The following is a 23,051-nucleotide window of genomic DNA, read 5'->3' on the forward strand; positions in this document are numbered from 1 at the left end:
CCAGGAAAGGGCTACAGCATGCTGAGGATCCAGAGGATGGCAATGGCCAAGATGAACCAGAACCAACCTGCTTCATCGTGACGGACCTGAGCCCGTTCGGCGGGTGCTAATTGAGGAAGTTCTTCGCCTAGGTGCTCCCAGCTTGTGTTTGGCAGGACCATAAGTGAATGGGACCAGCGGGTCTGGCGGCGGGTGCTGAGGACGGCGATAAGGATGAGGAGGATGCCACCCACGAGGAGGAGGATGGGCCAGAAAGCGGCCAACTCTTTGATACCGAGGAGAATGAGGCGGATGGCTGCAATAACCACGCCGGCTACGCCGAGCCCACGGAACCAACTCACCCGGATCTGTGTGCTGAGGCCGATACTCACAATGCTTGCGCCAAGGAGTACTAGGAAGGCACCGGAACTATCGGTAAGGAGGGTGGCAAGCGCGGCGGGGATGATCATGAAGGCGGCAGCCAGGTGCTCACTAAAGCTGCGAATACCATGGTAGTAGTGAGAGTCCTTGTTTGCCTGCCAGAGGCGGCTGTAGACAACGGCCAAGCCAAGGGAGAGGAAGCCGGCGGCTACATAGTAGAGCGGGATAAGGGTTGCGTTGATCTCTTCACCGCGCATTCCCTCTACAAGGGCAGGGGGAAGGATAAAGAGGCTGGCAAGGAAGAAAATGACACCAATACTGTGCCAGGCAGTCGTGCGCTCTTCCTGGTCGGGCTCTTGGCTCTGAATGAGGGCAAGGGCAATCATGAGGGCGCCAGTGATGAGAATGAGGGCAGCGGCACCTGCCACTTCTAGGTTGAACCAGCTGACCAAGGCCACATCGGCCACTATGAGGGATGTAATAGTCAGTGGGGTGTGCATCTTGTCCCGGTACAGGAACTCAATGATCCCAGAGTTGGCGGCACTGAGGAGCGCGAGTGCGGCAATGAGTGCCGCGTCTACTTGCGGGTAAAGGCCGCTTTGGAAGACCACTACGCCAAGGACAAACGGGGCAATGACACTTGCCGTGATGCGGGCGTACTTACTAATGGCGTGCGATTCCGCGTCACGGGAGGCAAACGCCGTGAGGGCGTATAGGATAACCAGGGGTAGCACGGCCGTAATGATGCGCCCGGTTGGCGTGAACGAAGCCCAGCTGGCAATGATGAGTGCCAAGATACCCATAACGACCAAGATTCCACCGAGAATGGCCAGGATCTGCGCGGTACGATGATGCGGAGCGTGTTCTTCCATGTGATTGTGCAGGGGTAACCCACTATTTAGCTTGCGCTCAGTATAGGCTCCTGTGTACACCATCGCAAATACGGCTTATGATAGTTGTATATGAACGATCTGGATCGCGAGCATCTTTTGCAGAAAGTAGTTGCAGTAAGCGGGTTCCTTTTTGCCCTGCTTATTCTTCCTATTGCCCAGTATATGTTGGTGAATGGGCGTGAAGGCGTAGCGGAAAAAGGCGCAGTGGCAGGTGTCTCTACTGGTGAGACGGTATTGGGGAGTGTGGTGGCGGATGACCCGGTAGCCTGTCAGGCTACCAAGGAGAAGGATTTGCGTGAGCTCCAGGAATGGAGCGACTCCCGTTTGCTAGCCTTGCAGCGCGATTACAATGCAGCGATTGCACCGTACGAGCAGGCCATTCCCTTGGTGACGGGTCAGAATGTGGAGCAAGAGCGGGGGGCGTTGTCCAAGTTGATTGCGGGGGAGACGGTTTCCTACAACGCCAAGAAAGAGCAGATTGCTGCTGCGGTAGACGGTAAGGTGTCAGAAATCTCACGGGTCGATTGCGGTACTGTTCCTGCTGAATAACATTGCCCAGAGCCTAAAAGCCCTTGACAAAAAGGGCTTTTTGTGGTAAAGTTCCGCTCGTGATTGAGAACAAGATTGAGCGTGTAGTGCACGGAAGGTCTTCGTCCAACGATGTTTGGGCCCCGGCCAAAAGGCGCTCCAAGAAGCGCCTCGCACACAAGCGCGCTCGCGTCTTGCATAGCAACGAGAAGGGCTTCGCCTTCGCTCGCAGCTAGTGCGTCACATCGCCAAAACTTTTACGACAAAGAAGAGGGTAAGAAGGTATGGTGTAACAGTTCCACACAAAAAACTGAATAGCGATCCACAGGGCTCCCGCAAGGGAGCTTTTTTCTTTGCCTAAAAACCAAGTTCTTCGGTGAAGAAAAGATACGTGCCGGCAGAGAATGCCTGGGCGCCACAGCCCCAAGATGCGCCATCAGCGGCGGAGGCAATTTCCCCAGAGTGGCCAATGGTGTGTTTCCAGAGAATCTCCTCCGTACTGCTACGGAGGATTTCTTGGACAACGGGCTTAAATTGTTTCATGCCAAACCGGTTGAGCGCTACGCCAGCCAGGTTGTTCACAAAGAACCAGCTGTCACCTTGGTGGTAACTCTTGTTGTCTTCGCCAGTGCTGTGCGCCTGGAAAGAGGGGTGGTTCTGATCTAGGGAAGCCAGGCCGCCCCAGCTGGTGCGGAGTGGGGCCAACGCTTTGCCAAAGGCACGCTCCCACTCAACGCCGGAAAGCAGGTCTGGCTGCAATAGGTATGCCAAGAAAATGTTAGGCCTGATGGTGGCATCGTCATAGCCATCCCAGAGAGCGCCTTTCTTGAAGAAGTGGGAACGGACCAGCTTGATCCACGCCTTGCGTTGTTCGTTGTACGTTGGATCTTCTGTAAGGTCGCCCAAGAGTTCCAGGGCAAGGCCGTACATGGCCTGGATCTCAATGCGGCAGCCACTGCGGCCGATGGTATCCATCCAGGTGGCATTGTGGCCAGAAGTCACCAGCCCTTCCGGTGAGAAGTGACTTTCCCTGATCCCCGCCAATGCTTCCAGAAAGAACCTGGTGGCGCGCTTTTGCTCTGTGGGCTTAAGGGTGCTTACGCCGTATTCCCGGATGAGAAGGGCAAGCCAACCTACGCCATCGGCACATGTCGTACCGGAACCTACGAAGGTGGGGAGTTCACCTCCGCCCAGGCTGGTTTTGAGATACTTCTTTATACAAGCCAACTGGTCTGTGCGGGGCATGCCGAGGGCAGCAAGCAGCTCGTCACGTGACCACACTTGGTGAAACCAGGGAAGCCCGGCATAGGTGCCGGTTTCGTGCATAAGGATGGCCAAGGTCTCGGCAGTGCTGAACCGGGCGGCGTGGACTTCTTCGGTGAGGGTGTCTGAGGCGTGGGCGATGCCAATCCCAACCAGGGGAAAAGGCTCCCGCGCAGCCATGGCGCAGGCTTGTTGGGCGGCTTCCGCCGAAGTACCGGCACCAAAGGCGGTCCAGTTAGCATTGCAGACCCCTAAGGTGTAGACACTTTTCTCTGTGGGGCTAGAGTTGCGCTCCTTGTCCCAAGGGTATTGTACGGTTTCCCAGGTTCCTTGAAGGGTGAACTCGCCATCGGTCTTCATCGCCACATATACAGTCTGGCCAATGAGTGGGTCATCATACTGGATGAAAATGCCGCCGGGGACTTGGTGTACTTGGTGTACTTGGTACGCCCTTCCCACGTCTGGACTCTGGTAAATGCCGCGGATGTCGAACGTAAAGGAAAGGGCGCTCTTGCGGGCAGATTGGAACCGCAGCGCAGGCACATCGGGTGGGGCATAAAAGCCAATCCGGGCGCCATCTGCATATTCCCAAAAAGCGTGCTCGCCGTTAACGGTGACACCGAGCGGGGAGGCGGGAACATTGTGTTCTTCACCTTTAACATAGCTTACTCTCTCGAGTATTTTGAGAAAGCTGTGAGGAAGGGTGCGGCTGTCTTCTATGAACCAGCCTTCGTAGCGGCTCTGCCGTTCCGTACTCATGCCAAACCAATTACTGGCACTTCCAATACAGAACCCTACGGGGCCTTCTACCTCTTTCCTACAAGATGCAATAGGGTAGATGTGCCGGACGCGCATAAGGTTAGTCTGAGGCTTGTGCGGTTTGGTATGCGGCCAGGTATTTAGGGTAAAGCTCCGCCCAGTCAAAGGCATCTACAATCTGGTAGGCTGCCAAGCGGCGCGCTACCCACTGGCGCTTGGACTCGGTCAGGGGAAGTCGCATAAGGCGCACTAACTCGGCCAACTCTTCTTCGTGTTTGTCGTTGTCCCGGTCCAGCACAAAGGCTCCCTTGGTTTCCTTAATAGCCTGGCCAAACCCGGCTAGGGTACTGGTGATAGCAGGGACGCCAAGCGCCACACTTTCTACCGGGGTGTATCCCCATGGCTCATAGAGGGAGGTGAAGAGGCCTAGGTCGCAGCCACTTACCAAATCATAGAGCGGCAGGTTGAAGGCACCATCGAAACCATCTAGGTACACAGGGAAGAAGAGGACTTTTACGCGGTCTTCCTTGGTGTTGTTAAGGCCAAATGCTGCCGCTCCCTTAATGATGGCGTCTTCTTCAGGGTGCCTCAGGTCAAACGGGGAAACGAGCGGGTCCTTGTCGGTGCGTACCCCATCCAAGAGGCGACGGGCATGGTCGCGCGCACTCTCTGGCATAAGGCTGCAAGAGCATTCAACATCGTCCCAAATTTCGCGTTCTACCCGCCGGGCCTCAGAGGTTGAGAAATCCTTAAGGATGCCATTAAGGTGCTGGTAGGTGACCAGTTGGTGGGTGACATCTGGACGGAGGCGCAGGCTGTCACCAGGCACAAAGAAGAAGGCGACAATGGTCTGATTGCTCTTTTCCGCTTTCAGCTCTTCGTTGAGTTTGCCCAAACCTTCCAGTTCAATATCGTACCCTTTGTTCTTGTACTCGTACCGCCCCATGGTGAAGAGGTAGCGGGTATCGGCCAGGTTAAAACGGTAGCTGGGGAAGAAGTAGGCGCTGATAAAGTCATCCAATTTCTCGCGGATTTCTGGGCGTTGGTTCACAATCTCGTCGTACGTAGGAAAGAGCGCACCGTCGATGCCGTTCTCTACCACTATAGGCTTGCGGCCCAGGAAGGCAGTGGCTTCTTTGGCGGTCACTTCGCTTACGGTAGTGAACACATCCGCCTCGTTAGCTCCAAGCTTCTCCAGCTGCCACTTGCTGACAATGCGGTACTTCTTGGCTTCTTCCTCCGGCTTGAAACTATCTAGCTTATCGTAGATAAACTCGTTGTTTGAGCAGAGGGAGCGGCCAAGGATGGTCGCATGGGTAGTGAAAACGGTCTTAACGGGGGCCTTGCGCTGCTTTGCAATGAGGATGGCACCAGTAGTGAGCCATTCATGGGCATGCAAAACAATAGGGGTGCCAGGGTGGGCGGCGGCATACTCTGCCACAAAGTGACCCACGGCGGCAGACCACAGCAGGGGTTCGTCGGTATCAGGGCCTGCATCCAGGGTGTCCAGCTTGAAATCTGTCCAAAGTGTCCCCTTCATGGTGTTGAGCTGCGGCAGAAGACCGTCCCATCCAAGGAGGATGGCGACGGGCTTGCCAGGGACTTGCCAGGTGCCGTAGTGGAAGGCGACACCTAGCTTTTCAAGATTCGTGGCGATGCCACGCCACTCTTCTGGAACATCGGATTCTAAAAAGTCCTGGATAGGGGTGCGGTATGCGCCCACGGGAATATACTGCGTTCCCGGAAAGTGGGCACGCGCATGTTCCAGCTTGGTGGTGAGGACGGTATAAATACCCCCATCTTTATGGGCAACCTCCCACGAAGCCTCAATGAGGACTGTTTTAGGATCGATATTTGGCATGCGAGCTTAAGCGGCTTGCTCTGCGTTGGCGTTGGAATCTTCTAGCGGGGCCAGGTTGTTCCGGAGGAACTTCTCAATGTGAACCATCATGCGGAGCGGAGTAGGGTAGCGACGGAGGTACTCTGAAAGGAGTTGCTCGTCAAAAACGTGCTGGACCCATGACGCAAAGTCATTCTTCTCAGCATTCACGTGGTGCATGAATGTCTCAGGGTCAATAAGGTTGATGGCCTCACTAAGGTCATCAAGGCTCTTAAGCTCCTGACCGCTTACCAACTGGAAACTTTTACCCTCTGGGACCTGCCAGTGCCGGCGGTCCTCAACTTCTGTAGGAATTGGCATATTCCTTCCTCCTGGTTACTGTTGAAGTACTTAAACAAATGTACTCTCATATTGTATGACGAGGGGAAATAAAATGCAATAGCGCGGTAGGGGCAAAGCTGCTATTGTGCCAATTATCAGATATGGAGGATGAGAAACTTGAAAATTACAGTCCCTACTTTTGGCTCAGAGAGTAAGTCTCTACTTGAGCACCCAACCCTAAGAGACATGGAAAGCTTCAGAGCACTCAATAGGGAGGTGGTGGCGCAGGTCGTGAGAGTATGCCAAAAGCATATCTCCAAGGTCATTGTGGGCCCCCATGCTTTTTTCCGGGGCGGTCCCCATAACCCGCGTGGAATGGAATCCTTTCTCAACGAGCGGCTTCAAGAAGACAAGGACAAGCTAAGGGCCTTGGATCCTGAGAGCTCGGGCTTGGTGATCCTGAACTCCCCAGATATGTTTGGCGCGCCCCACCTCCGCCTTCATAATATGGAGCTCTACCAAACTATCAACCTCCCTCCTTTTCTTGGGGTGATACCAGAGGAGGAAGCGGAGTGGAATGATGAGTGGCAGGCAAAGTTTGACTTACTGATGCTCATTCAGCACTTGCAGTTTGAGATGGGGGTTTATAGGCAGAAGCAGGCGCATCTTCTTGCGTTCTCTGAGGACTTGGAGGAACTCTTCAAGCAACTAGACATGCTCATGTCCGCATGGACTAACCCTGCATCGGTTGCAGAGCCGGAGGCATAAATTAGCGAGGCACCCATAGGGTGCCTCTTTTTTTATTTGCTACACTAGGAATAGCTCCGTGCGCTCAGAACTGCGTTTTGCGCAAAACAGACGCGCAAAGCCGATCATTCTTCGCTGCACATAGCTATTCCTTATGCCCAAATCCCCACTCTACCAAGATATCTACGCCGCTATCCGCACCATCCCTTTTGGGGAGGTGGCTAGTTATTCCCAGGTTGCCAAATCTGTGGGCTTGCCACGTGGGGCGCAGGTGGTGGGTTGGGCACTAGGGGCACTCTCAGGCCTTGAGAACACAGACATCCCTTGGTGGCGGGTCATTAATGCCAAGCGCTGGCTTACCATAACAAACAAGCAGGCGGGGCCTGCCGATCAGAAGCTCTGGTTAGAAAAAGAAGGCCGGACGGTTACAGAGAAAGAGGGCGTGTTCGTCGTGGACGGGGAAGACTGGTGGGACGCGCCGGTTGTTCCGCCTCGGGGCGCTTTTTAGGGGCAGAGAAGGCATCCATAGAGCGCTTTTTGGCGTGGACAGGGTGTTCCTCTAGAAGCATCTCTAAGTCAGTCAGGATGTTGCTTAAGTAGACGTAGGCCTCATGAGGTGACTCGTAACAAGAGAAGTGTTTGTGTACGTCACCATCAGCCCAGAACTTGGTGCACATATAATAGAAGTGGTCCGAGGTCTGCAGCTTCCTCCAAGTGTGCAGCAGCTTAGGGTCATTGGTGGCGCGCACTTGCTCACCTACCTTATATACCCACGCAATGGCGCCATCCTGCATGGGGTTGCCAAGCCAGGCGGAGGTGTCGCGTTCCATGTCTGCCCAAGAAATAGGAATGGGAACGTCCAGCTTTTCACGGGCAGGGTAGCGGTCTGCTACTTCGCTCGGTGTGGCAAAGTCAAAATCTGGGTGTTTAAGGAGAGCGGCCGGCAGGTGGCGCAGAAACTCAAAGATGCCCGTCTCTTCCCATTGGTGCTCGCCAAAGGTTTCATAGTCCATGAATAGGTTGAGCGTCTCGCCGTTGCCCGCAAGCTTATGTGCCCACATGGCAAACTTGTCAGGAGTGAGGGGCCAGGAAGGCCAAGAGCGCTCGGAGAAACGGAAGGCGATGTCATCGGAAAGCTTGTAGCTCTTAAGGAGGAGCTTCATGTCGTCGCTGTGCATGGGGGCGTAAACGTGGGCAGGTGACCGGTGGCCCAGGATTTGGTCTGCACCCTCCGTAAGCATCACCTTGAAGCCCATTGCCTCTACCATGGCGGCAATCTCATTGGAGTAGATAAGCTCCGTGTTGCGGAAGGCAGTAGGGGTGACACCGAAGTGCTCCTTAATGGCCTCTACGTGCTTCTCCACTTGGGAGCGGAACTCCTGCGGGTCAAAGAGGGCGGAGAGGGAGTGGTAGTACGTCTCTGCCAGAAACTCCACTTGCCCTGTAGCGGCCAGTTCTTTGAAGGATGCCAAAACCTCGGGGGAGTATTCTTCAAACTGTTCCAGGGTGATGCCGGAAATGCTGTAGGAGATCTTAAACTTCCCAGGATTCTCCTTAATGAGCTGGAGCATCAGCTTATTGGTAGGGAGGTAGCACTTGCGGGCTACTTTCTCACAAATTTCTTTGTTCAGCTCGTCGTTGAAGTACGAGGCTTTTGTGCCAATGTCAAACACGCGGTAGGGCCGCATGCGGTAAGGCTGATGAACCTGAAAATAAAAGCAGACGCTAGGCATGAAAGGGTTAAGAAGCGGTCGGCCGGAACGTGCGGACTACGTCTTGGTATACGTCATGAAGGGCCTTCCCAGAGTCGTTCCAGGTGAGGCGAGTAAGGTCGGCGAGGCCGCCCTTTTTAAGCTTGAGACGGCGGGCTGGACTGCGCAGGATGCTTACTACCTCTGAAGCCATCTTGTCGGTGTCCCAAAAGTCTACCTTCACCATGTTGTTGGTTACCTCTGCAACGCCGGACTGCTTGGAAACGAGTACCGGTGTACCGTTCTGGATAGCCTCAAGGGCAACGATGCCAAACGGCTCGGAAACAGATGGCATGACAAAGAGGTCGGCCAGCTGGTAGGCACGGTCAACATCCACGCCACGCAGGAAGGAGGAGAAGAGCATCTTGCCGGTCAAGCCTTGGCGGGCGGCGCTCTCAATGCACTTGCGTTCCATATCTCCACTCCCAACCATGACAAAACGGACATTTGGGTCTTGGGAGGTCACCTTTTTGGCAAGCTCTACAAAGTAGTCGGGGCCCTTTTGCATAGTGATGCGGCCCATGAAAAGCACAATCTTGTACTTTTTCTTGAGCTTGGCCAGGTCAAACTTAGCGGGTTCCCGGTAAGTAGGGATGCCGTTGTACACCACGGAGATTTTTTCCCGTGGGATGTTGTAGTGCTTGTGGATGACCTCTTTGGTGTAGTGGCTTACGGCAACAATACGGTCAGCGGCAGCCAGGCCCTTCTTTTCAATCTCAATAATGTCTGGGTCGCCATGAATGCCACAGCGATCAATTTCCGTGGCGTGGACATGTGCCACGATAGGGACATGCTTGTGATGTACCTTCTTGGCAATTTTCTGTGCAGCAATGCCGGCGTAGTAGGTCATCCAGTCATGGGTGTGGATGACTTCGTAGTCGCCCTGCTCACGGGCAATGTGCTCTGCCTTGTTGGCGTACCAGGTGGCCTGGATATGTGCGGGGACACGGGCACCACCGTTTTCCATCTGTTCAATCCAGACCCGCTTCTGGTCATCGATAGAGAGCTTGTTGCCATACCCAACGGCAGAGGCAAGAAGCTCTTCATCGATTTCTGCATCCGCAAGCAGCTCACGGAGGTCCGCTGTTGTACCGTACTCGGTGGCATCTACCACCTCCATGTGGGTGTATGGCATGGCACCAAAAACCTTGGGCACTACAAAGCGGATGGACACGCCCAGTGGGGCAAGTCCCTCTGTCAAACCAAGGCTAGCTGTGCCCAGGCCGCCAGAGTTGTATGGTGGCAACTCCCAGCCCAGCATTAATACGTTGATGCCGCTCCTTTCGTATCGCACATGAGGCAGATACCGAACTATTTACAGTACGTATTTAGTGTAAGGGAGCCCTTCTTGATTTGCAACCGATTTAAAGGCTCTGTAAATGATTAATTTCCAATAATACTTTCCAGAGCCATTATCCATTTTGTTGATTTTAATCAACAGTTTTGGCAAAAAGGTTTTGCCCTGGACGCAACCTGGCAGTTTGGTAGTATGGTTTTAACCTTAAGTACTTCCTGAAACCCTTATGCGCACCATACGTACATTCTTACTGGGCCTGCTGGCGGCCGCATCTGTTGGCACCACCGCTGCCCTGGCGGTTGCCCCACAATTTGACACCGTAAAAGATATCAACCTTGAAGATATCTATAGTGCCCCCCAGGAAATCACCAATGTCTTTGAGGAGACGGGGGTGTACGGGAAGCTTGATAGCTACGCTGACGTATATAAGTTCACGGCTAGCCAGGATGGTGAGCAGACCATTGCCCTTATGGGTGTGGCAAGCTCAAAGGCCCAGCCTTACTTGGTGCTCTTGGACCCTACCGATGTGACTGAGGCGCGTGAGTTGGGCATTCCTGTCCCAGGTGAGGGCTACCACACCTCGTTGGTGAAGCCGGTGGAGGGATTGAAGGTTTACAACGAGACGCTCCTGTTTCAGAAATACAACCTCTACGCAGAGGAGCGTATCAAGCTTCAGAAAGACAAGACGTACTACCTGATCGTGTTTGATGCTGCCTCAGAGATGAAGCGTTACACCATTCGTTTTGGTGATGGCAAGGTATGGAGCGGTGGTGACCTCTTCCTCCACTTCGGTTCTTGGTTGAAGGTAAAGGCCGATAGCTATGGTGGCACAAGCCCGTTCGATTTCACGCCTGCCACGTTTGGTTCCATCCTCTTCTTCCTTTCCTTTGCCATCCTGCTTGGTATGTGGGTGATTGAAAGCACATTTGCCTTCCTGGCCGCCAAGACAAAGATGGCTGGCTACCTCTTGATCAAGCTTCAGTACTACGGGCGCATCTTTACCTGGATCGGACTGTGGTTCATGGCGATCGGCGGGTACATTTACTTTGGTGCTGCAGGCTGGCCTGGCATCCCGTTCATTCTGGCCATCGTCTTTATCCTTATGGCGGCTGTCTTCATTACCCGTTCCTTTGTCCTGAGCCCTAAGCTTATGGCGATTGAAGTGACCAAGCAGGAAGCGGCTATCCCTAAGAAGCTGCAGAAGCTGAACTACCTATTCTTTGTCCTTTCAGTCATCACCGTGGGCTCGTTCCTTACCCTCCTTACGGTCCATCTCTCGTAAGCAATGGCAGAGACTCCCATGGAACCCGGGAAGGAGCAGCTAGGTACTCAGATGATGACCCCTAAGCAGGCAAAGCCCCATCCAGACACGCTACGCTTTGCCCGGGGCTTCATGCACTTTGTGCGTCAGTACAATGTAATCCCGCTCGCCATAGCGGTGGTGATAGGTAACTCGTTGAACGATGTGGTGAAGGTGGTGGTGGAGGGGATGGTGACACCGTTCATTTCACTCATCTTGCCAAGCACGGCTTTGCAGGGGTACGAGATTACGGTGAGGAACTCCACGTTCCAAATTGGTGCGGTTGTGAATGCGGTACTTGGCTTCCTGGTTGTGGCCCTCATTGTCTACGTCTTTGCCAAGAAGGTTTTGCACGACGAAAAGGTCCTTGAGAAGAAGTAGGCTTCGGCCTCTGTGGCCGAAGAAAAGCCCTTTCCTATGAAAGGGCTTTTTACTTGCCAGATTTTTTGGTACACCTAGACAGCATCGAATGGAGGAAACCAATGGAGCTTGCGTACGTGCACCTTGAGCCAAACCCCGGGATTCGGATTTTGCTACAAAAAGCACTTCCGGGAACCAAGTACGAATATGTGGCCTGTCCTGAGGCGCCAAGCTTTCACGAAGCCGTGGAGAGGCTGACGGCCGACAGCGGGAAGAAGGTGGTGGCAATTGTTCACCCGAGCAAACTAAAGGGAAGCCTTACTCTGGGAGGGCTAAAACAGGTGTATCCCCGCCTTGTTGTAGTCTGCTTCTGCAACCAGACGGACGAAGAAGTAGCGCGTGATCACGGCGAAATCCGTGGCGATTACTTTATTTCTATGCGGGTGGCAGAAAGCCCAGCCCACCTTAGGGCTGAGTTGGCCAGAATCATGGAAGAGGTGCTCCCGGGCACCGTTCCCGCAGCCTAGTTGCAAAAGACCGCCACATGGCGGTCTTTTTTCTTTTGGTAGACAGGTTTAAAGAGGCCAGATTTGGTTGCCTTCCGCATCCTTTACGATGATGGCGTTAAAAGGACAGATCTTAGCGGATTCCAGTACAAGCCGCTGCATTTCTTCCGGGGTCCTCCCGTCAGGGTTCACAAGGTCACTGATTGCCACCTCACCCTCCATGTCGCGCAGGGGGTTGGTTTCATCGTCAGAATTTTGACCGTTATTAGTGAGGAGAACGGCCTTGCCTTCGTCATCCAGCTCATACATATGGTATGCCAAGCAGATGGCAGCCGTTTGGCACATCTCCCGGTCCACAAACACGGAATGAGGCGTAGCTTCTTCAGACATTACGCTGTTGCTCCAAATACGGCCGCGGCGGCCTCTGCGGTAGCGGCGGTTATTTCTTTGGCAGGGCTCCTGCGGGGGAGGGTGTCCTTCAGTTGGTAGTCCACAATCCACTTGTCGTGGGTAATCTGCTCAAGGAGTCCTTCTACGCGAGTGCGGTGCTTTTTCTCAGAGAGCTTCTCCACGTGGAACTTGTACTTAATATGTACGGTAATGATAAAGTCTTCCGCGGTGTGGATGACGGCTTCACGCAGCATCTGTGCCATGGGGGCACTGTCGCGCCCAACGGCTTTGATCATTTCCTTCCAGGCTTGTCGAACATCCCGAACAGGTGACTCGCGGAGCTCCACTACCGGGGCCTTTGGCTCTCGTACAGGTTCAGGAGTGACAGAGATGGCCTCCTTGACTACCCGGGGCGCTGCAGGGGCTGGTGTGGCCGGCAGGGTAATGCGTTCTTCTGTGGCTGGTGCAGCTGGATGGCTGTCTTCCAAGATAGGGGCCGCATCTGCCCTAATTCCCTTTTGGCCAGAAGCCGCTATTTCGTAACAGGTAGATTCCAAGACGAGCTTGGGGTGGGGTGAGCCTTTGATAAGTACAAAGCCTTCCAAGAGGAAGGTGAGGCCTCCCGTGAGGTGGATCAACTGCTCCTCTGTGGGGGCGGGTGATGTATAAATCTTTGCCCGGGTCCGCTCAATAAGTTCTGTCATGAGCATTTCGCAACGATGTTGGTCGTTTACCTCAATTGCGGTGAGCGCCAGACGCGTTTCGGTGAGCGATCCCTTCTGTACTGCCTCGAATAATTGCTCAACCTGGTCGGCATCGGTAATACCTAGGGCGTCGATGCATTTTTTTAAGGTTAGAGGAGCAAAACGGGTACCTAATTGTTCAAGGAGTGTTTCGGCATCACGGAAGCCGCCTTGGGCATGTTCCGCAATAAGTTTGGTCACCCCTTCTTCTGCTTCCCAGCCTGAAGAAGCCACGATGTGGTCAAGCTTGGCCGAAATGGACTCAACGCTACCTCGCTCAAAGCGGATGAGTTGGCAGCGGGACCGGATGGTGGCGGGGACCTTGTGCAACTCAGTAGTAGCGAGGATAAACACGCAGTGTTTTGGCGGCTCCTCGAGTGTCTTAAGGAGGGCGTTAAATGCATCGGAGGTCAGCATGTGAACCTCATCGATGATGTACACCTTCTTCTTGAGTGAAAGGGGAAGGTAGTGGGCCTGCTCACGCAGCTGACGGATGTCCTCAATGCCCCGGTTGGAGGCGGCATCTATTTCGACAATGTCAGGGGCTTGGTCTTGGAGTTGGGCCACGCAGCTAGCGCATGTGTTGCAAGGCTCAAACACTGAGGCGCCCTTCTTTTCCTTGGTTACAGGGTGCTCGCAGGTAGCGGCACGGGCAAGGATGCGCGCGGTAGTTGTTTTGCCGGTGCCCCTAGGGCCACTGAACAGATAGGCATGCGACAGACGGTCCTGGTTCAGGGCGTTTTGCAAGATAGTACGAGCAGTATCCTGCCCAAAGAGGGCGGAGAATGTGGTGGGACGATACTGACGGTACAGGGTGAGGGCCATGTTACTCAGGACGGATGATTGCGAGCGGGGTTTGTTCGTTGGTTTGACCGAGGGGGTTATCGGCAAAAAGTGCCTTAACCAGGTCTACGGAAGCTCCCCTGGGAGCGCTTCCCAATACTTCTACGCCAAGGTCATTGGCATCGATGACAAAGAATGGGACACCGAGCGCGGCAGATACTTCTGCGGCAACCTTGGCTGGCTTGGCAGGAGCCAAAGTGACAGCGCGGTTATAGGGCGGCAAGGTAAAATCGCACGGCCCATCAATGCCGGCAACGGCACGGCCAGCGACGTGGTAGAAAAGGCCGCGCATACCAAGTGGCTTGGTAATGGCTGCTACGAGTGCGGCGATAAGGATGCGGGGGAGGCCAACTTCTTCCAGTGCTTTTTGCATGGTGAAGGGGCTGGCCAGTCCAATGCCGTGAGGGCTCTTGGTCACAAATTTATAGAGGAAACGGGCCCAAGGGCCAGGTTTAATATCCTCAAGAGGAAAAGATCGCCCCTGCATAATAGCAATAACCCGCTCGCTCATGGCAACCATATCGCCAGCTTGCAGGTTTGGCTTTACGTACTGGGAGAGGAAATCCAGCAAGACTTCGCCACGCTGTACCACATGGGTCTTAACGGGGATCCTTTGGTAGGATTTTCCCTCAACGGTGACAGCAAGCTCTTTACCGGAATTTGGCATTGCATTCATAGCTATGATTATAGCAGGCCTTTCCATGTACGTGCCCATTTGTCCATAAGACGGCAAAGCTTTAGTTGCGATGCGTTTCACCTGTATAATGACAACATGTACAGACAGGAGAGGGCAGAGTGAACAGTACTGATCTTTCTCGCGCCTTAGCAAGTGCGGCCGAGCTGGTGGAAAAAGACGCCACCCTTCTTAATGACGCCCTTTGGGAGTGCATTGCCCGCGAACTTTCGGTGGGAGAGGAAGTGGTTATCGACGGGCTTGGGCGCTTTTTCACCGTGAAAGAACCCGCCCGCAACGTGGATGGCAAGATAACCTTGCCAAGCATTGAGGTGGAGTTTGAGCCAGCACGCGTGTTGGCAAAGCATGTAGAAACTGAGATAGAGGCGCATCCGGATTTGTTTGCGGAAGAAATGCCAGATGTACCAGATGAGGATAAGGCTGCCCCTGTGGCCGTTGCCCAGTCTGCCCCGCCACCTGCACCCAAGCCAGCTTCAGCAGAAGAAGAGTCGCCAAAAGAGAAGCCGTTAGGCAGGGTTTCCCATGTCGAGTTCCTGGATACAAGCAATGTGAAGGTTGACAGGGAAATCCTGGCCCTTCTTCCTGAGCATATTGCCAAGCAGTACAACGTAGTCCCTCTTGACTTGAAAGAGGGGATCCTGACGGTAGCCATGATTAACCCAGAGGACTTTGATGCCCTCCAGGTCATCCGCAAGGAGTCGGGGCTTGTGGTCAAACCTGCCCTTTCTACTAAGGAGGGCATTAACGCCATTTTGGACCAGTACACCGGGCTTCAAGCTGAGGTGCAGGAGGTAATTGAGAACTCCGACCTGGGCATTTCCAAGAAGGACTTGGCTGCCGCCCAAGAAGAGGACATTGACCAGACAAACGACGATGCGCCAACTGCCCATATCGTATATTCGCTCCTGAAGCGTGCTGTGAAAGAAAAAGCTTCGGATATCCACATTGAGCCTTACGAAAAGAGGGTGGCAGTCCGTTTCCGTGAGGACGGCGTACTAATGGAGAAGGTGACACTGCCTAAGGAAATCCAGTCTGCAGTCACCGCGCGTTTGAAGATCCTGGCTAACCTGAAGATTGATGAGCAGCGCTTGCCACAGGACGGCCGTTTCTCCTTGACGATTGAAAAGCGCCAGGTAGATTTCCGTTTCTCAACCATCCCGGTGGTGTACGGCGAAAAGATCGTAATGCGTATCTTAGACAAGTCGGTGGGTATCTTGGAGCTTGAGCAGGTAGGCCTGACTGGGTACGGCTTTGACATCCTCTCCAAGAACTTGCGCCGCAGCCACGGCATGATCTTGGTCACCGGGCCTACGGGTTCTGGTAAAACCACCTCGCTGTATGCTGTCTTGGGTAAGATGATGGCGCCGGACGTAAACATCCTGACGCTGGAAGACCCGGTGGAATACCGTATTGAGAGTATTAACCAGAGCCAGGTCCATAGTGCCATTGGCTATACCTTTGCTTCTGGTTTGCGTGCCATTGTCCGCCAAGACCCGGACATTGTGATGCTTGGTGAAATCCGCGACCAAGAAACCGCAGACATGGCCATCCACGCTGCGCTTACGGGACATATTGTACTTTCTACACTTCACACCAATGATGCAGCCGGTGCGTTTCCCCGCCTGATTGACATGGGCATTGAGCCGTTCCTCATCACTAGTTCCGTGCATACCGTTATCGCGCAGCGCCTTACCCGGAAGATCTGTGAAGACTGCAAAGAGGAGCTTCACTTGTCCAAAGAGGAGATGGCGGAAATTGACGAGGAAATTGCCCGCATGCCTAAGGATGTCCGCGAGGCAATCAAGGACAAGCGCACCCTCTACCATGGCAAGGGCTGTGATTCATGCGGCGGCAAGGGCTACAAGGGCCGCCTCGGTGTATTTGAGGTTTTGGATGTTACCGAACCGGTGCGTGACCTTGTGTTGAAGCGCTCCAGCGGACTTACCATAACCGAGGAAGCAATCAGCAACGGCATGGTTACCATGGTGCAGGACGGCATCCTGAAGGCGCTTAACGGCGATACTACTATCTCAGAAGTCTGGCGGGTCACACGAGAATAATATGGCTACCTACCAGTACAAGCTCCGCACGCCGGAGGGAAAACTTGAGAAGGGGACACTGCAAGGCGGTTCGCAATCCGACGCCCTGCTTAAGGTTAAAAAGCTGGATGGCATCCTTATCTCTCTAGAAGAGGTAAAGGAATCCACCTCGTTTGCCGCGGGGTTTTTCCGAGGAAAAATCAGCCTCAAGGACCGCATTATCCTGACAGAGCAGCTGGCAGTCATGTTGAACGCCGGCATTACCCTGGTACAAGCGCTACGGAGCCTGGAAGAAGAGTCTTCCAACAAGGCCTTGAAGCATGTCCTCTCGCACTTGGTGACGGATGTCCAAGGCGGGGTGCAGTTCTCCTACGCCTTAGAGAAGCACCCTAAAGTCTTTTCCAACATCTTTATTCAGATGGTCCGCTCTGCGGAGAAGACGGGCAACCTGGCAGAAATCCTGAACAAACTGACAGTGCAGCAGCAGAAAGAGTACGAGCTGCGGGGGAAGGTCCGCGGTGCGCTTATGTACCCAGCAATTGTCAGCATCCTCATGATTGGTGTCATTGTGCTGGTTATTACGTTCATCCTGCCAAAGCTTACCGGCATGTTTGTGGATTCCGGGCAGGATCTTCCCGCTAGCACCCGCTTCCTGATGGCTCTCTCCAGTCTCATGACCCATCAGTGGTACCTGTTCATCATTGCAATAGGTGGCCTGACGGTGGGCGCAAAGCTCTTGGTGCGCAACCCGCGTGGCCGTTTGCTGTGGGACACCTTTAAACTTCGTATACCGGTATTGGGCTCATTCATGAAAAAATCATGTATGGCCAGGTTTTCCCAAAGCTTTGGATCGCTTGCCCAAGCTGGGGTGCCGGTATTAGAGGTGTTTCAGACTGTGAAAGGGGTGGTTGGCAACTCGCTCTACGAGCAGGAAATTGAAAAAATTTCCAAAGATGTTGCCAACGGTATCAAGGTTTCGGTGGCCATCAGGAAGAGCAAGCACTTCCCCGCTATGATTGGCCAGCTTGTGGCGGTGGGTGAGCAGTCCGGGGACCTGGCTGGCATTTTCAAAGTGCTAGGCGATTTCTTCGAGAAAGAGGTGGATGGAATGGCGAAAAACCTCTCAACATTGCTTGAGCCGGTTATTATGATTGTGATGGGTGTGGTGATTGGTTTCATCCTGGTTTCTGTACTCCAACCTATCTACGGGTTGGTGAATGCCGTTTAAGACCGTATACTGAAAGGGAAGTTATGGGGCTCTTTGGATCCAACCAAGTTGTGGGCATTGATCTGGGCTATGCGAGTATTCGCGTGGTTGGACTTTCGCTTGGGAAAAAGCCCTCGGTGAGCGGTTGTGCGGAGATACCAGTGGATGCCAAGCTTCTTCAAAAAGATGCGCTTGAGCAGCCAGCTGAGGTGGCGAAGGCATTGAAAGAGGCTTTGAAATCGGCAACGCCGCACGCGGTGAAGACGAAAGAGGCCTATGTGACGGTTGGTGAGTCTTCCGTGTTTCGGAAGATCCTAGAAATTCCGCGGAATGTGAAGGATTCTGAATTGGATGCAGTGGTTCGTTCGGCGATTGTAGAGTTTCTTCCTGATGACTTGGATAACTTGGAGCTTGATTACCAGCCTTTGGCTACTCCACAGGATACTGAGCATCAGCAGATGATGGTTGTGGCGGTGAGTAAGAAGTCCATAGAGCAGTATTTGAACCTTTGTGAGTTGGCTGGACTTACTGTGCGGGCAATTGAGCCGAGACCATCGGCTCTTTTGCGTTCAGCAATTGGCCCAAAGCTCAGGGAGCCAATTGTGGTGATTGATGTTGGTTCGGAGATCAGTACCTTGGCATTGTGTGCGGACCAGTCCGTATGGGTTGCCAGTGCGGTGACAGCGGGAAGTAATATGCTTGTGGATTCCGCAACTGGCCAGGTTGATGAGGACAAGCGTGCAGAGAAGACGAAGCGGTTGGTGGGTATGTTGACTGATGAACTTGACCACGTGGTCAAGTTCTATACCAACCGCGCAAGCTTCTCTGCCGCTGCCGTTAAAGAGGTGCGCCTTTGTGGTAAGGGGTCGTTGATTGAGGGCTTGGATGCTGCCCTGGCTGCGGCCTGTGATATCAAAGTCACGTATGCCAAGCCAATTGTGGAGCTTCCATCAGGCTTTGACAGAAGGTATATGGGTGCACTGGGTTCCGCGCTCTATCCAATGTACGAACTGCTATGAAACAGTTGAACTTACTTCCCCAAGCAGTACGGCATAAGGCGGCCAACCGGCAGTCTGTACCGTACATGGTGCTGGCTGGCCTCGTTGGGTTGGCCCTTGGGCTTACCGTTTGGTTTGGGTTCAGCATGGAAGCCCGCTCCCTGGATAAGGAGAAGGAGATGCTCATTGCGGATGCCACGGCAGCCCAGCAGAAGGCCGCCAAGGAAGTAGCAGACCTTAAGGTCTCAGGAGACCTTAAGACCCGGGTGAACCACCTCAATACATTGGCTCAGGCCGATGTGGATTGGGATCGTTCCTTCGAGTATGTTGCTTCACTGGTGCCTAAGGACATCGTGCTCTCTTCCTACAGCTTTGGGGTGAGCCAGGGGAATGTAACCTTGAAAATGACAGGTGAAGCCCCTTCCAACGTGAGTTACGCAACTTTTGCTGAATACCTTAAACAGAATACGGGTAAGACAGTTACCAGCTTTAAGGTCGACGGCTATGTGTATGCGCCTCAGACTGGCAAAGTCACATTTACCGTTACAGTGGTTGCCCCGCCCACAGCCGTTAAGTACCCCAAGTCATGAGGTCAATGACGCTTTCCAGTAAGATGCTGCTCTGCTTTGTCCTGCCCTTGGCCGTGGGCTATCACTTCCTGGCGCTTCCCCAGATGAAGAAGACTGCGGAAGCCAGGGCAAGCGTTAAGGAGCTCCGCCAATCAACAGCGGCCGTTTCAAGTGCCAAGCAGCGTGAGGAATACAGGGCCAAAGCTGTGCAGGTCCAGGAAAAGGCCCTAGGTCTTATGCCTGTCTCGGATGACCAGTACGACCTTTCCGTGCAGGTAGAGGCCCTGGCCAAGGCTAATAACCTTACTATTGGGGGGCTTACTATCAACGCTGCTGCGGCCACTGTGCTTCCCAAGACTACACCTCCAAAGGATGATGTCCCCACTACAACCACGGCTGCGGCAACCCCGGTTGCGACGGCTGCGCCATCGAGTAGCGGACCGCTTAAGGTACAGGTTACGGCCAGTGTCGTAGGTGGTTATGCCGATACTAAGAAGTTTGTGACCGGCCTTACTACGCTGGAACGGTTTGTCCAGGTTGACCAAGTTTCAATCACAGCAGCTGCAGATGGTAGGCTGACCACGTCCATTGTGGCCAGCGCATACTATCTTCCTGCCCAGTAGGTGACACATATGCCTAAACAAACCCCCACTACCCCTGAATCGCAAGCCAAAGCTGCTCCGGTCCCTACCCGTAAGGACAAGAAGCAGTTCAGCGTGTCGCCAGCCTTGCTCACCCTGCTCTGTGTGGCGGGTGTGGTTGGTTACCTTGCCTTTGCCAGCTGGCAGGCCCTCACGGCCACTCCAGCAGCCGGTGGAGCGCCACTCGTAGCCGCTACGCCCCCCGTTCCCCAGCTCAAGCTGAATGGGGACAACAAGCGGTCTGTGCCAGATATATCCGTGGACGAAAAGGCCATTGGCAAGGACAACCCCTTCGTGAAATAGGTACAAAAAAACTCCCCGGTAGGGGAGTTTTTTTGTGGGGCACTAGGCGTTAACTTCGCCTTCTGGGGCAACTTCCCGGTTGAGGCGGGTTTTGACCTGTTCAATAATCTCTGCCGGCAAGACTTCTGACTTTACGATGTAGGCATCGGCTGGGTTCATCATCTTGTTGATCTTCTCAATTTCCTGAACCAGTGCGGTCACGATGATGACAGGGATGTTCTTGGTCTCAGGGTTTTCCTTGAGGGCCTTAAGCACGTCGAGGCCGTTCATCTTAGGCATCATGATGTCCAAGATAATGAGTGACGGGTTGTACTCAGTCACCATCTTAAGGGCATCTTCACCGTTATTGGCGTGAACTACCGTAAAGCCTTCCTGCTTGAGGCGGTCGGTGTACAGCTCGGCCAGGATAACGTCATCTTCGGCAAGCAGGATAGTGGTACCTTCGTAGGCCATGGTATGCAGTTAATATACGTTTTTAGTCTAGCACAGGATAAGCGGTTGGATGTATTTTCCCGCTACCTAAACCATGGTTGAGGTTTCAACCTTAAAGAGGGGAAGGATAAACGAGAAGGTGCTGCCTTTGCCCACTTCGCTCTTTACCGTAATGGCACCGCCCATCTTCTCGATGATTGACTTGGTGATGTACAAACCTAGCCCTGTCCCTACTATGCCTGTGGTCTCAGGTGTATCTACCCGGTAGAACTGGGTAAAGAGGTGCTGCATGTTGGCCTTGGACATACCAATACCGGTATCGGAGATGGCAGTAGTCATGTAGCCGGCCTTTTTATCGATACTGAGGGTAATGGTAAGGCCGCCTTGTTTGGTGTATTTGATAGAGTTGCTTACCAGGTTGACGAGTACCTGCATGGTGCGGTCTGGGTCGGCCCAGACAGGTGGGCACTCGGAAGGCGGGTTGTAGGAAATAGTCAGGTTCTTGTCAGCCGCCATAAAGCGGAGCTGGTCGATGGTGTCGTTGACCATTTTGTTCATGTCCAGCTGCTGCGGGTCAATCTTCATCTTCCCAGATTCAATGCGGGAAACGGACAGCAGGTCTTTGATGAGGAGGGAGAGGCGCCGGGCCGAAGTGTACACCTTGGTGAGGTAGTCGCGGGCCTTGTCATCTACCTGCCCGATGTTTTCATCCAGGATCATGGAGAGATAGCCTTCAATGGCAGAGATTGGCGTGAGTAGCTCGTGTGAGGCAATGGAGACGAACTCGCTCTTCATCTGGTCACCCTCGTACAGCTTGGCCTTTTGGATGGAAGAAATGGCTTGGCCTCCTACTACCTCCAAAAGGGAGAGGTCTTCATGGGAATAGCTTTCACCATTCAGCTTTTCTGAAAGCATAATGAGACCAATGGCTTGCCCGTTTAGGTGAAGGGGAACGGCTACGGCAGTGTCCAGCGAGGTGAGCTTTTGGTAGACGGCCTGCTTAATGGCGTGGGCGCGGACTGCTTGGCCATCGCCATTCTTTTTAGAGAGCGCTTCCTCGCGTTCCAGTTCCAGTTGCATGTCGCGCACCAAGGCGGTGGCGGGGTGTTCTGCAAAATATGACACGGTGAAATCGCGGTCTTCCAAGAAGAGTTTGGCCGAAGAGCTGTATCCCACCTGCTTCACGCGCTTTACCGCAAAGCCGTTGTTCTCGGCAGGCTGGAAGACGTACGTAACCGCATGCTTGAGGTGCAGGACCTTCACAATGGTCTGCATCACAATCTCCAAGGCTTCATCTAACGCAATGACATCGTTGAGCTTTTTGGACAGGTCCCTAATAACCACTTGTTGCTCGTACTCCTTCTTGAAGAGCCACTTGTCAGTGCGCTCCGAAATGAAGTTGCGCATAGGTTCAAAGGAGAACCCAACGGCAATGGCGGCGGCCAGGTTGATGGCATAGCCTCGAATGGAGGTTGCTTCTTCCTGGAAGAGGCGGGAGAGCAGGACGATGACGGCGGTGTAAACAACAAAGCTGAAGGCAACGAGCGCCGTAAAGATAACGGTGCGCTTGATGACCAGCCGGATATCAAAGAGATGGTGCGCCACAATGGCATATGCCGTGATAAACACGAACAAGAGGGAGAGGTACGGGGCTACCGGCAAGAGGGAGGTGATGCCCAGTAGGTTTACAAAGACAAAGTTGGTGATGAACGCCACTACATAACTAAGCCCTACTGCGCCCATAAGGTACTGGAGCTGGGTACGTCGCGCACCATGGGCGGCCTTGGCGCGACGGATGATGATATAGACCGAGGCAATGAGGAAGCCAAGGTTGGCTAACCCATAGACGGGGATGAGTGTCCCCGGTGTGACCTCCACATTGGTCCCCGTGCCTACAATGCTGGAGAACACGTACGGGGTTTGGGTGAGGGCAATCACCGCCGCTGTCCCCAGTCCCAAAAGGACCAAGGAGAAAGGCTTGATAGTAAGCTGGTTCCCAGGGAAGGTGCTCACCGTCAGGAGTACGCAGAAGGAATAGAGGATGCCGGCACCCAGCTCCCAGCGGGCAAAGTGAAGCGTATCAAGGGAGGTTGCCTGGGTAAGGGAGAGGTAGTTGGCAATGGTCCAAAAAGCAGCAGCGCTCGTTAGGAGGAAGAATGTCCAGTTCGTGGCGCTCTTAGGCTTAAAAAGCAATACGAAAAAGCCTGTGAAGAGATTGGCAGCGACTGCCGCAATGACCAGTAATAAGTTGAGCCCCACCATATAGG

The 23,051-nt window shown here is 53.7% G+C and carries 23 protein-coding genes; 12 read left to right on the plus strand and 11 right to left on the minus strand.

What is annotated here, in order from left to right; all coding sequences use genetic code 11:
- Positions 1 to 11: 11 nt before the first annotated feature.
- Entirely contained in the window at positions 12 to 1,232 is a 1,221-nt protein-coding gene (locus VLA04_04805) for a DUF2157 domain-containing protein (GenBank protein HSI20985.1), read from the minus strand.
- A 90-nt stretch (positions 1,233 to 1,322) separates the two neighbouring features.
- On the opposite strand from VLA04_04805, the gene VLA04_04810 reads away from it, so the two are divergent.
- The gene (locus VLA04_04810; GenBank protein ID HSI20986.1) at positions 1,323 to 1,802 is read left to right on the plus strand and encodes a hypothetical protein; all 480 of its coding nucleotides are present in this window, start codon (positions 1,323 to 1,325) and stop codon (positions 1,800 to 1,802) included.
- A gap of 336 nt (positions 1,803 to 2,138) precedes the next feature.
- Here VLA04_04810 and VLA04_04815 read toward each other — a convergent pair whose 3' ends face one another.
- Genes VLA04_04815 through VLA04_04825 form a run of 3 tightly spaced genes read right to left on the minus strand, consistent with a single transcriptional unit; the run spans position 2,139 to position 6,003 of the window.
- Positions 2,139 to 3,899: an amylo-alpha-1,6-glucosidase gene (locus VLA04_04815; GenBank protein ID HSI20987.1), complete on the minus strand. Its 1,761-nt coding sequence runs from the start codon at positions 3,897 to 3,899 to the stop codon at positions 2,139 to 2,141.
- A 4-nt stretch (positions 3,900 to 3,903) separates the two neighbouring features.
- A complete protein-coding gene (locus VLA04_04820) occupies positions 3,904 to 5,664 on the minus strand; it encodes a glycosyltransferase (protein ID HSI20988.1) in 1,761 nt (586 codons plus the stop codon).
- A 6-nt stretch (positions 5,665 to 5,670) separates the two neighbouring features.
- The gene (locus VLA04_04825) at positions 5,671 to 6,003 is read right to left on the minus strand and encodes a hypothetical protein (protein HSI20989.1); all 333 of its coding nucleotides are present in this window, start codon (positions 6,001 to 6,003) and stop codon (positions 5,671 to 5,673) included.
- 336 nt (positions 6,004 to 6,339) lie between these two features.
- Between VLA04_04825 and VLA04_04830 the strand changes: the two genes are divergently transcribed.
- On the plus strand, positions 6,340 to 6,732 hold the full coding sequence (locus VLA04_04830) for a hypothetical protein (GenBank protein HSI20990.1): 393 nt from the start codon (positions 6,340 to 6,342) through the stop codon (positions 6,730 to 6,732).
- A gap of 133 nt (positions 6,733 to 6,865) precedes the next feature.
- The gene (locus tag VLA04_04835) at positions 6,866 to 7,219 is read left to right on the plus strand and encodes an MGMT family protein (GenBank protein HSI20991.1); all 354 of its coding nucleotides are present in this window, start codon (positions 6,866 to 6,868) and stop codon (positions 7,217 to 7,219) included.
- On the opposite strand, the gene VLA04_04840 is transcribed toward VLA04_04835, so the two are convergent.
- Both VLA04_04840 and VLA04_04845 read right to left on the minus strand, forming a co-directional pair.
- Positions 7,137 to 8,444, minus strand: a complete 1,308-nt coding sequence (locus tag VLA04_04840; protein HSI20992.1) for a glycoside hydrolase family 57 protein — start codon at positions 8,442 to 8,444, stop codon at positions 7,137 to 7,139. The two genes, VLA04_04835 and VLA04_04840, sit on opposite strands and share 83 nt — an antisense overlap.
- A gap of 7 nt (positions 8,445 to 8,451) precedes the next feature.
- Positions 8,452 to 9,756, minus strand: a complete 1,305-nt coding sequence (locus VLA04_04845; GenBank protein HSI20993.1) for a glycosyltransferase — start codon at positions 9,754 to 9,756, stop codon at positions 8,452 to 8,454.
- Between the two features lie 229 nt (positions 9,757 to 9,985).
- On the opposite strand from VLA04_04845, the gene VLA04_04850 reads away from it, so the two are divergent.
- The 3 genes from VLA04_04850 (at position 9,986) to VLA04_04860 (ending at position 11,946) form a co-directional block, all read left to right on the plus strand.
- On the plus strand, positions 9,986 to 11,041 hold the full coding sequence (locus VLA04_04850; protein HSI20994.1) for a hypothetical protein: 1,056 nt from the start codon (positions 9,986 to 9,988) through the stop codon (positions 11,039 to 11,041).
- An 18-nt stretch (positions 11,042 to 11,059) separates the two neighbouring features.
- The gene (locus tag VLA04_04855) at positions 11,060 to 11,440 is read left to right on the plus strand and encodes an MscL family protein (protein ID HSI20995.1); all 381 of its coding nucleotides are present in this window, start codon (positions 11,060 to 11,062) and stop codon (positions 11,438 to 11,440) included.
- 101 nt (positions 11,441 to 11,541) lie between these two features.
- A complete protein-coding gene (locus VLA04_04860) occupies positions 11,542 to 11,946 on the plus strand; it encodes a hypothetical protein (protein ID HSI20996.1) in 405 nt (134 codons plus the stop codon).
- A gap of 48 nt (positions 11,947 to 11,994) precedes the next feature.
- On the opposite strand, the gene VLA04_04865 is transcribed toward VLA04_04860, so the two are convergent.
- From VLA04_04865 to VLA04_04875, 3 genes are read right to left on the minus strand one after another with little or no spacing between them, the layout of a single operon-like run.
- Positions 11,995 to 12,315 carry a ferredoxin gene (locus VLA04_04865; protein HSI20997.1) on the minus strand — a complete coding sequence of 107 codons (321 nt, stop codon included), beginning with the start codon at positions 12,313 to 12,315 and terminating at the stop codon, positions 11,995 to 11,997.
- Complete coding sequence (dnaX, locus tag VLA04_04870; protein ID HSI20998.1) at positions 12,315 to 13,883, minus strand: DNA polymerase III subunit gamma/tau; 1,569 nt, start codon at positions 13,881 to 13,883, stop codon at positions 12,315 to 12,317. Before dnaX ends, VLA04_04865 begins: the two co-directional genes overlap by 1 nt.
- 1 nt (position 13,884) lies before the next feature.
- Positions 13,885 to 14,577 (minus strand): coenzyme F420-0:L-glutamate ligase, encoded by a 693-nt coding sequence (locus VLA04_04875; GenBank protein ID HSI20999.1) that lies wholly within the window; start codon positions 14,575 to 14,577, stop codon positions 13,885 to 13,887.
- 119 nt (positions 14,578 to 14,696) lie between these two features.
- On the opposite strand from VLA04_04875, the gene VLA04_04880 reads away from it, so the two are divergent.
- The 6 genes from VLA04_04880 to VLA04_04905 are packed head-to-tail and all read left to right on the plus strand — an operon-like array spanning position 14,697 to position 20,352.
- Positions 14,697 to 16,655 (plus strand): ATPase, T2SS/T4P/T4SS family, encoded by a 1,959-nt coding sequence (locus tag VLA04_04880; protein ID HSI21000.1) that lies wholly within the window; start codon positions 14,697 to 14,699, stop codon positions 16,653 to 16,655.
- A gap of 1 nt (position 16,656) precedes the next feature.
- Positions 16,657 to 17,862: a type II secretion system F family protein gene (locus VLA04_04885; GenBank protein HSI21001.1), complete on the plus strand. Its 1,206-nt coding sequence runs from the start codon at positions 16,657 to 16,659 to the stop codon at positions 17,860 to 17,862.
- Positions 17,863 to 17,885: 23 nt separating this feature from the next.
- Positions 17,886 to 18,860 carry a pilus assembly protein PilM gene (gene pilM, locus VLA04_04890; GenBank protein ID HSI21002.1) on the plus strand — a complete coding sequence of 325 codons (975 nt, stop codon included), beginning with the start codon at positions 17,886 to 17,888 and terminating at the stop codon, positions 18,858 to 18,860.
- Entirely contained in the window at positions 18,857 to 19,429 is a 573-nt protein-coding gene (locus tag VLA04_04895) for a hypothetical protein (GenBank protein HSI21003.1), read from the plus strand. Before pilM ends, VLA04_04895 begins: the two co-directional genes overlap by 4 nt.
- A gap of 5 nt (positions 19,430 to 19,434) precedes the next feature.
- Entirely contained in the window at positions 19,435 to 20,031 is a 597-nt protein-coding gene (gene pilO / locus VLA04_04900) for a type 4a pilus biogenesis protein PilO (protein HSI21004.1), read from the plus strand.
- 9 nt (positions 20,032 to 20,040) lie between these two features.
- On the plus strand, positions 20,041 to 20,352 hold the full coding sequence (locus tag VLA04_04905) for a hypothetical protein (protein HSI21005.1): 312 nt from the start codon (positions 20,041 to 20,043) through the stop codon (positions 20,350 to 20,352).
- 42 nt (positions 20,353 to 20,394) lie between these two features.
- On the opposite strand, the gene VLA04_04910 is transcribed toward VLA04_04905, so the two are convergent.
- Both VLA04_04910 and VLA04_04915 read right to left on the minus strand, forming a co-directional pair.
- Positions 20,395 to 20,805 (minus strand): response regulator, encoded by a 411-nt coding sequence (locus VLA04_04910; protein HSI21006.1) that lies wholly within the window; start codon positions 20,803 to 20,805, stop codon positions 20,395 to 20,397.
- A gap of 66 nt (positions 20,806 to 20,871) precedes the next feature.
- Positions 20,872 to 23,046, minus strand: coding sequence for an ATP-binding protein (locus VLA04_04915; GenBank protein HSI21007.1), 2,175 nt, complete (start codon positions 23,044 to 23,046; stop codon positions 20,872 to 20,874).
- Positions 23,047 to 23,051 lie beyond the last annotated feature (5 nt).

This window comes from Verrucomicrobiia bacterium (genome assembly GCA_035460805.1).
Lineage (GTDB): Bacteria > Patescibacteriota > UBA1384 > CAILIB01 > CAILIB01 > DATHWI01.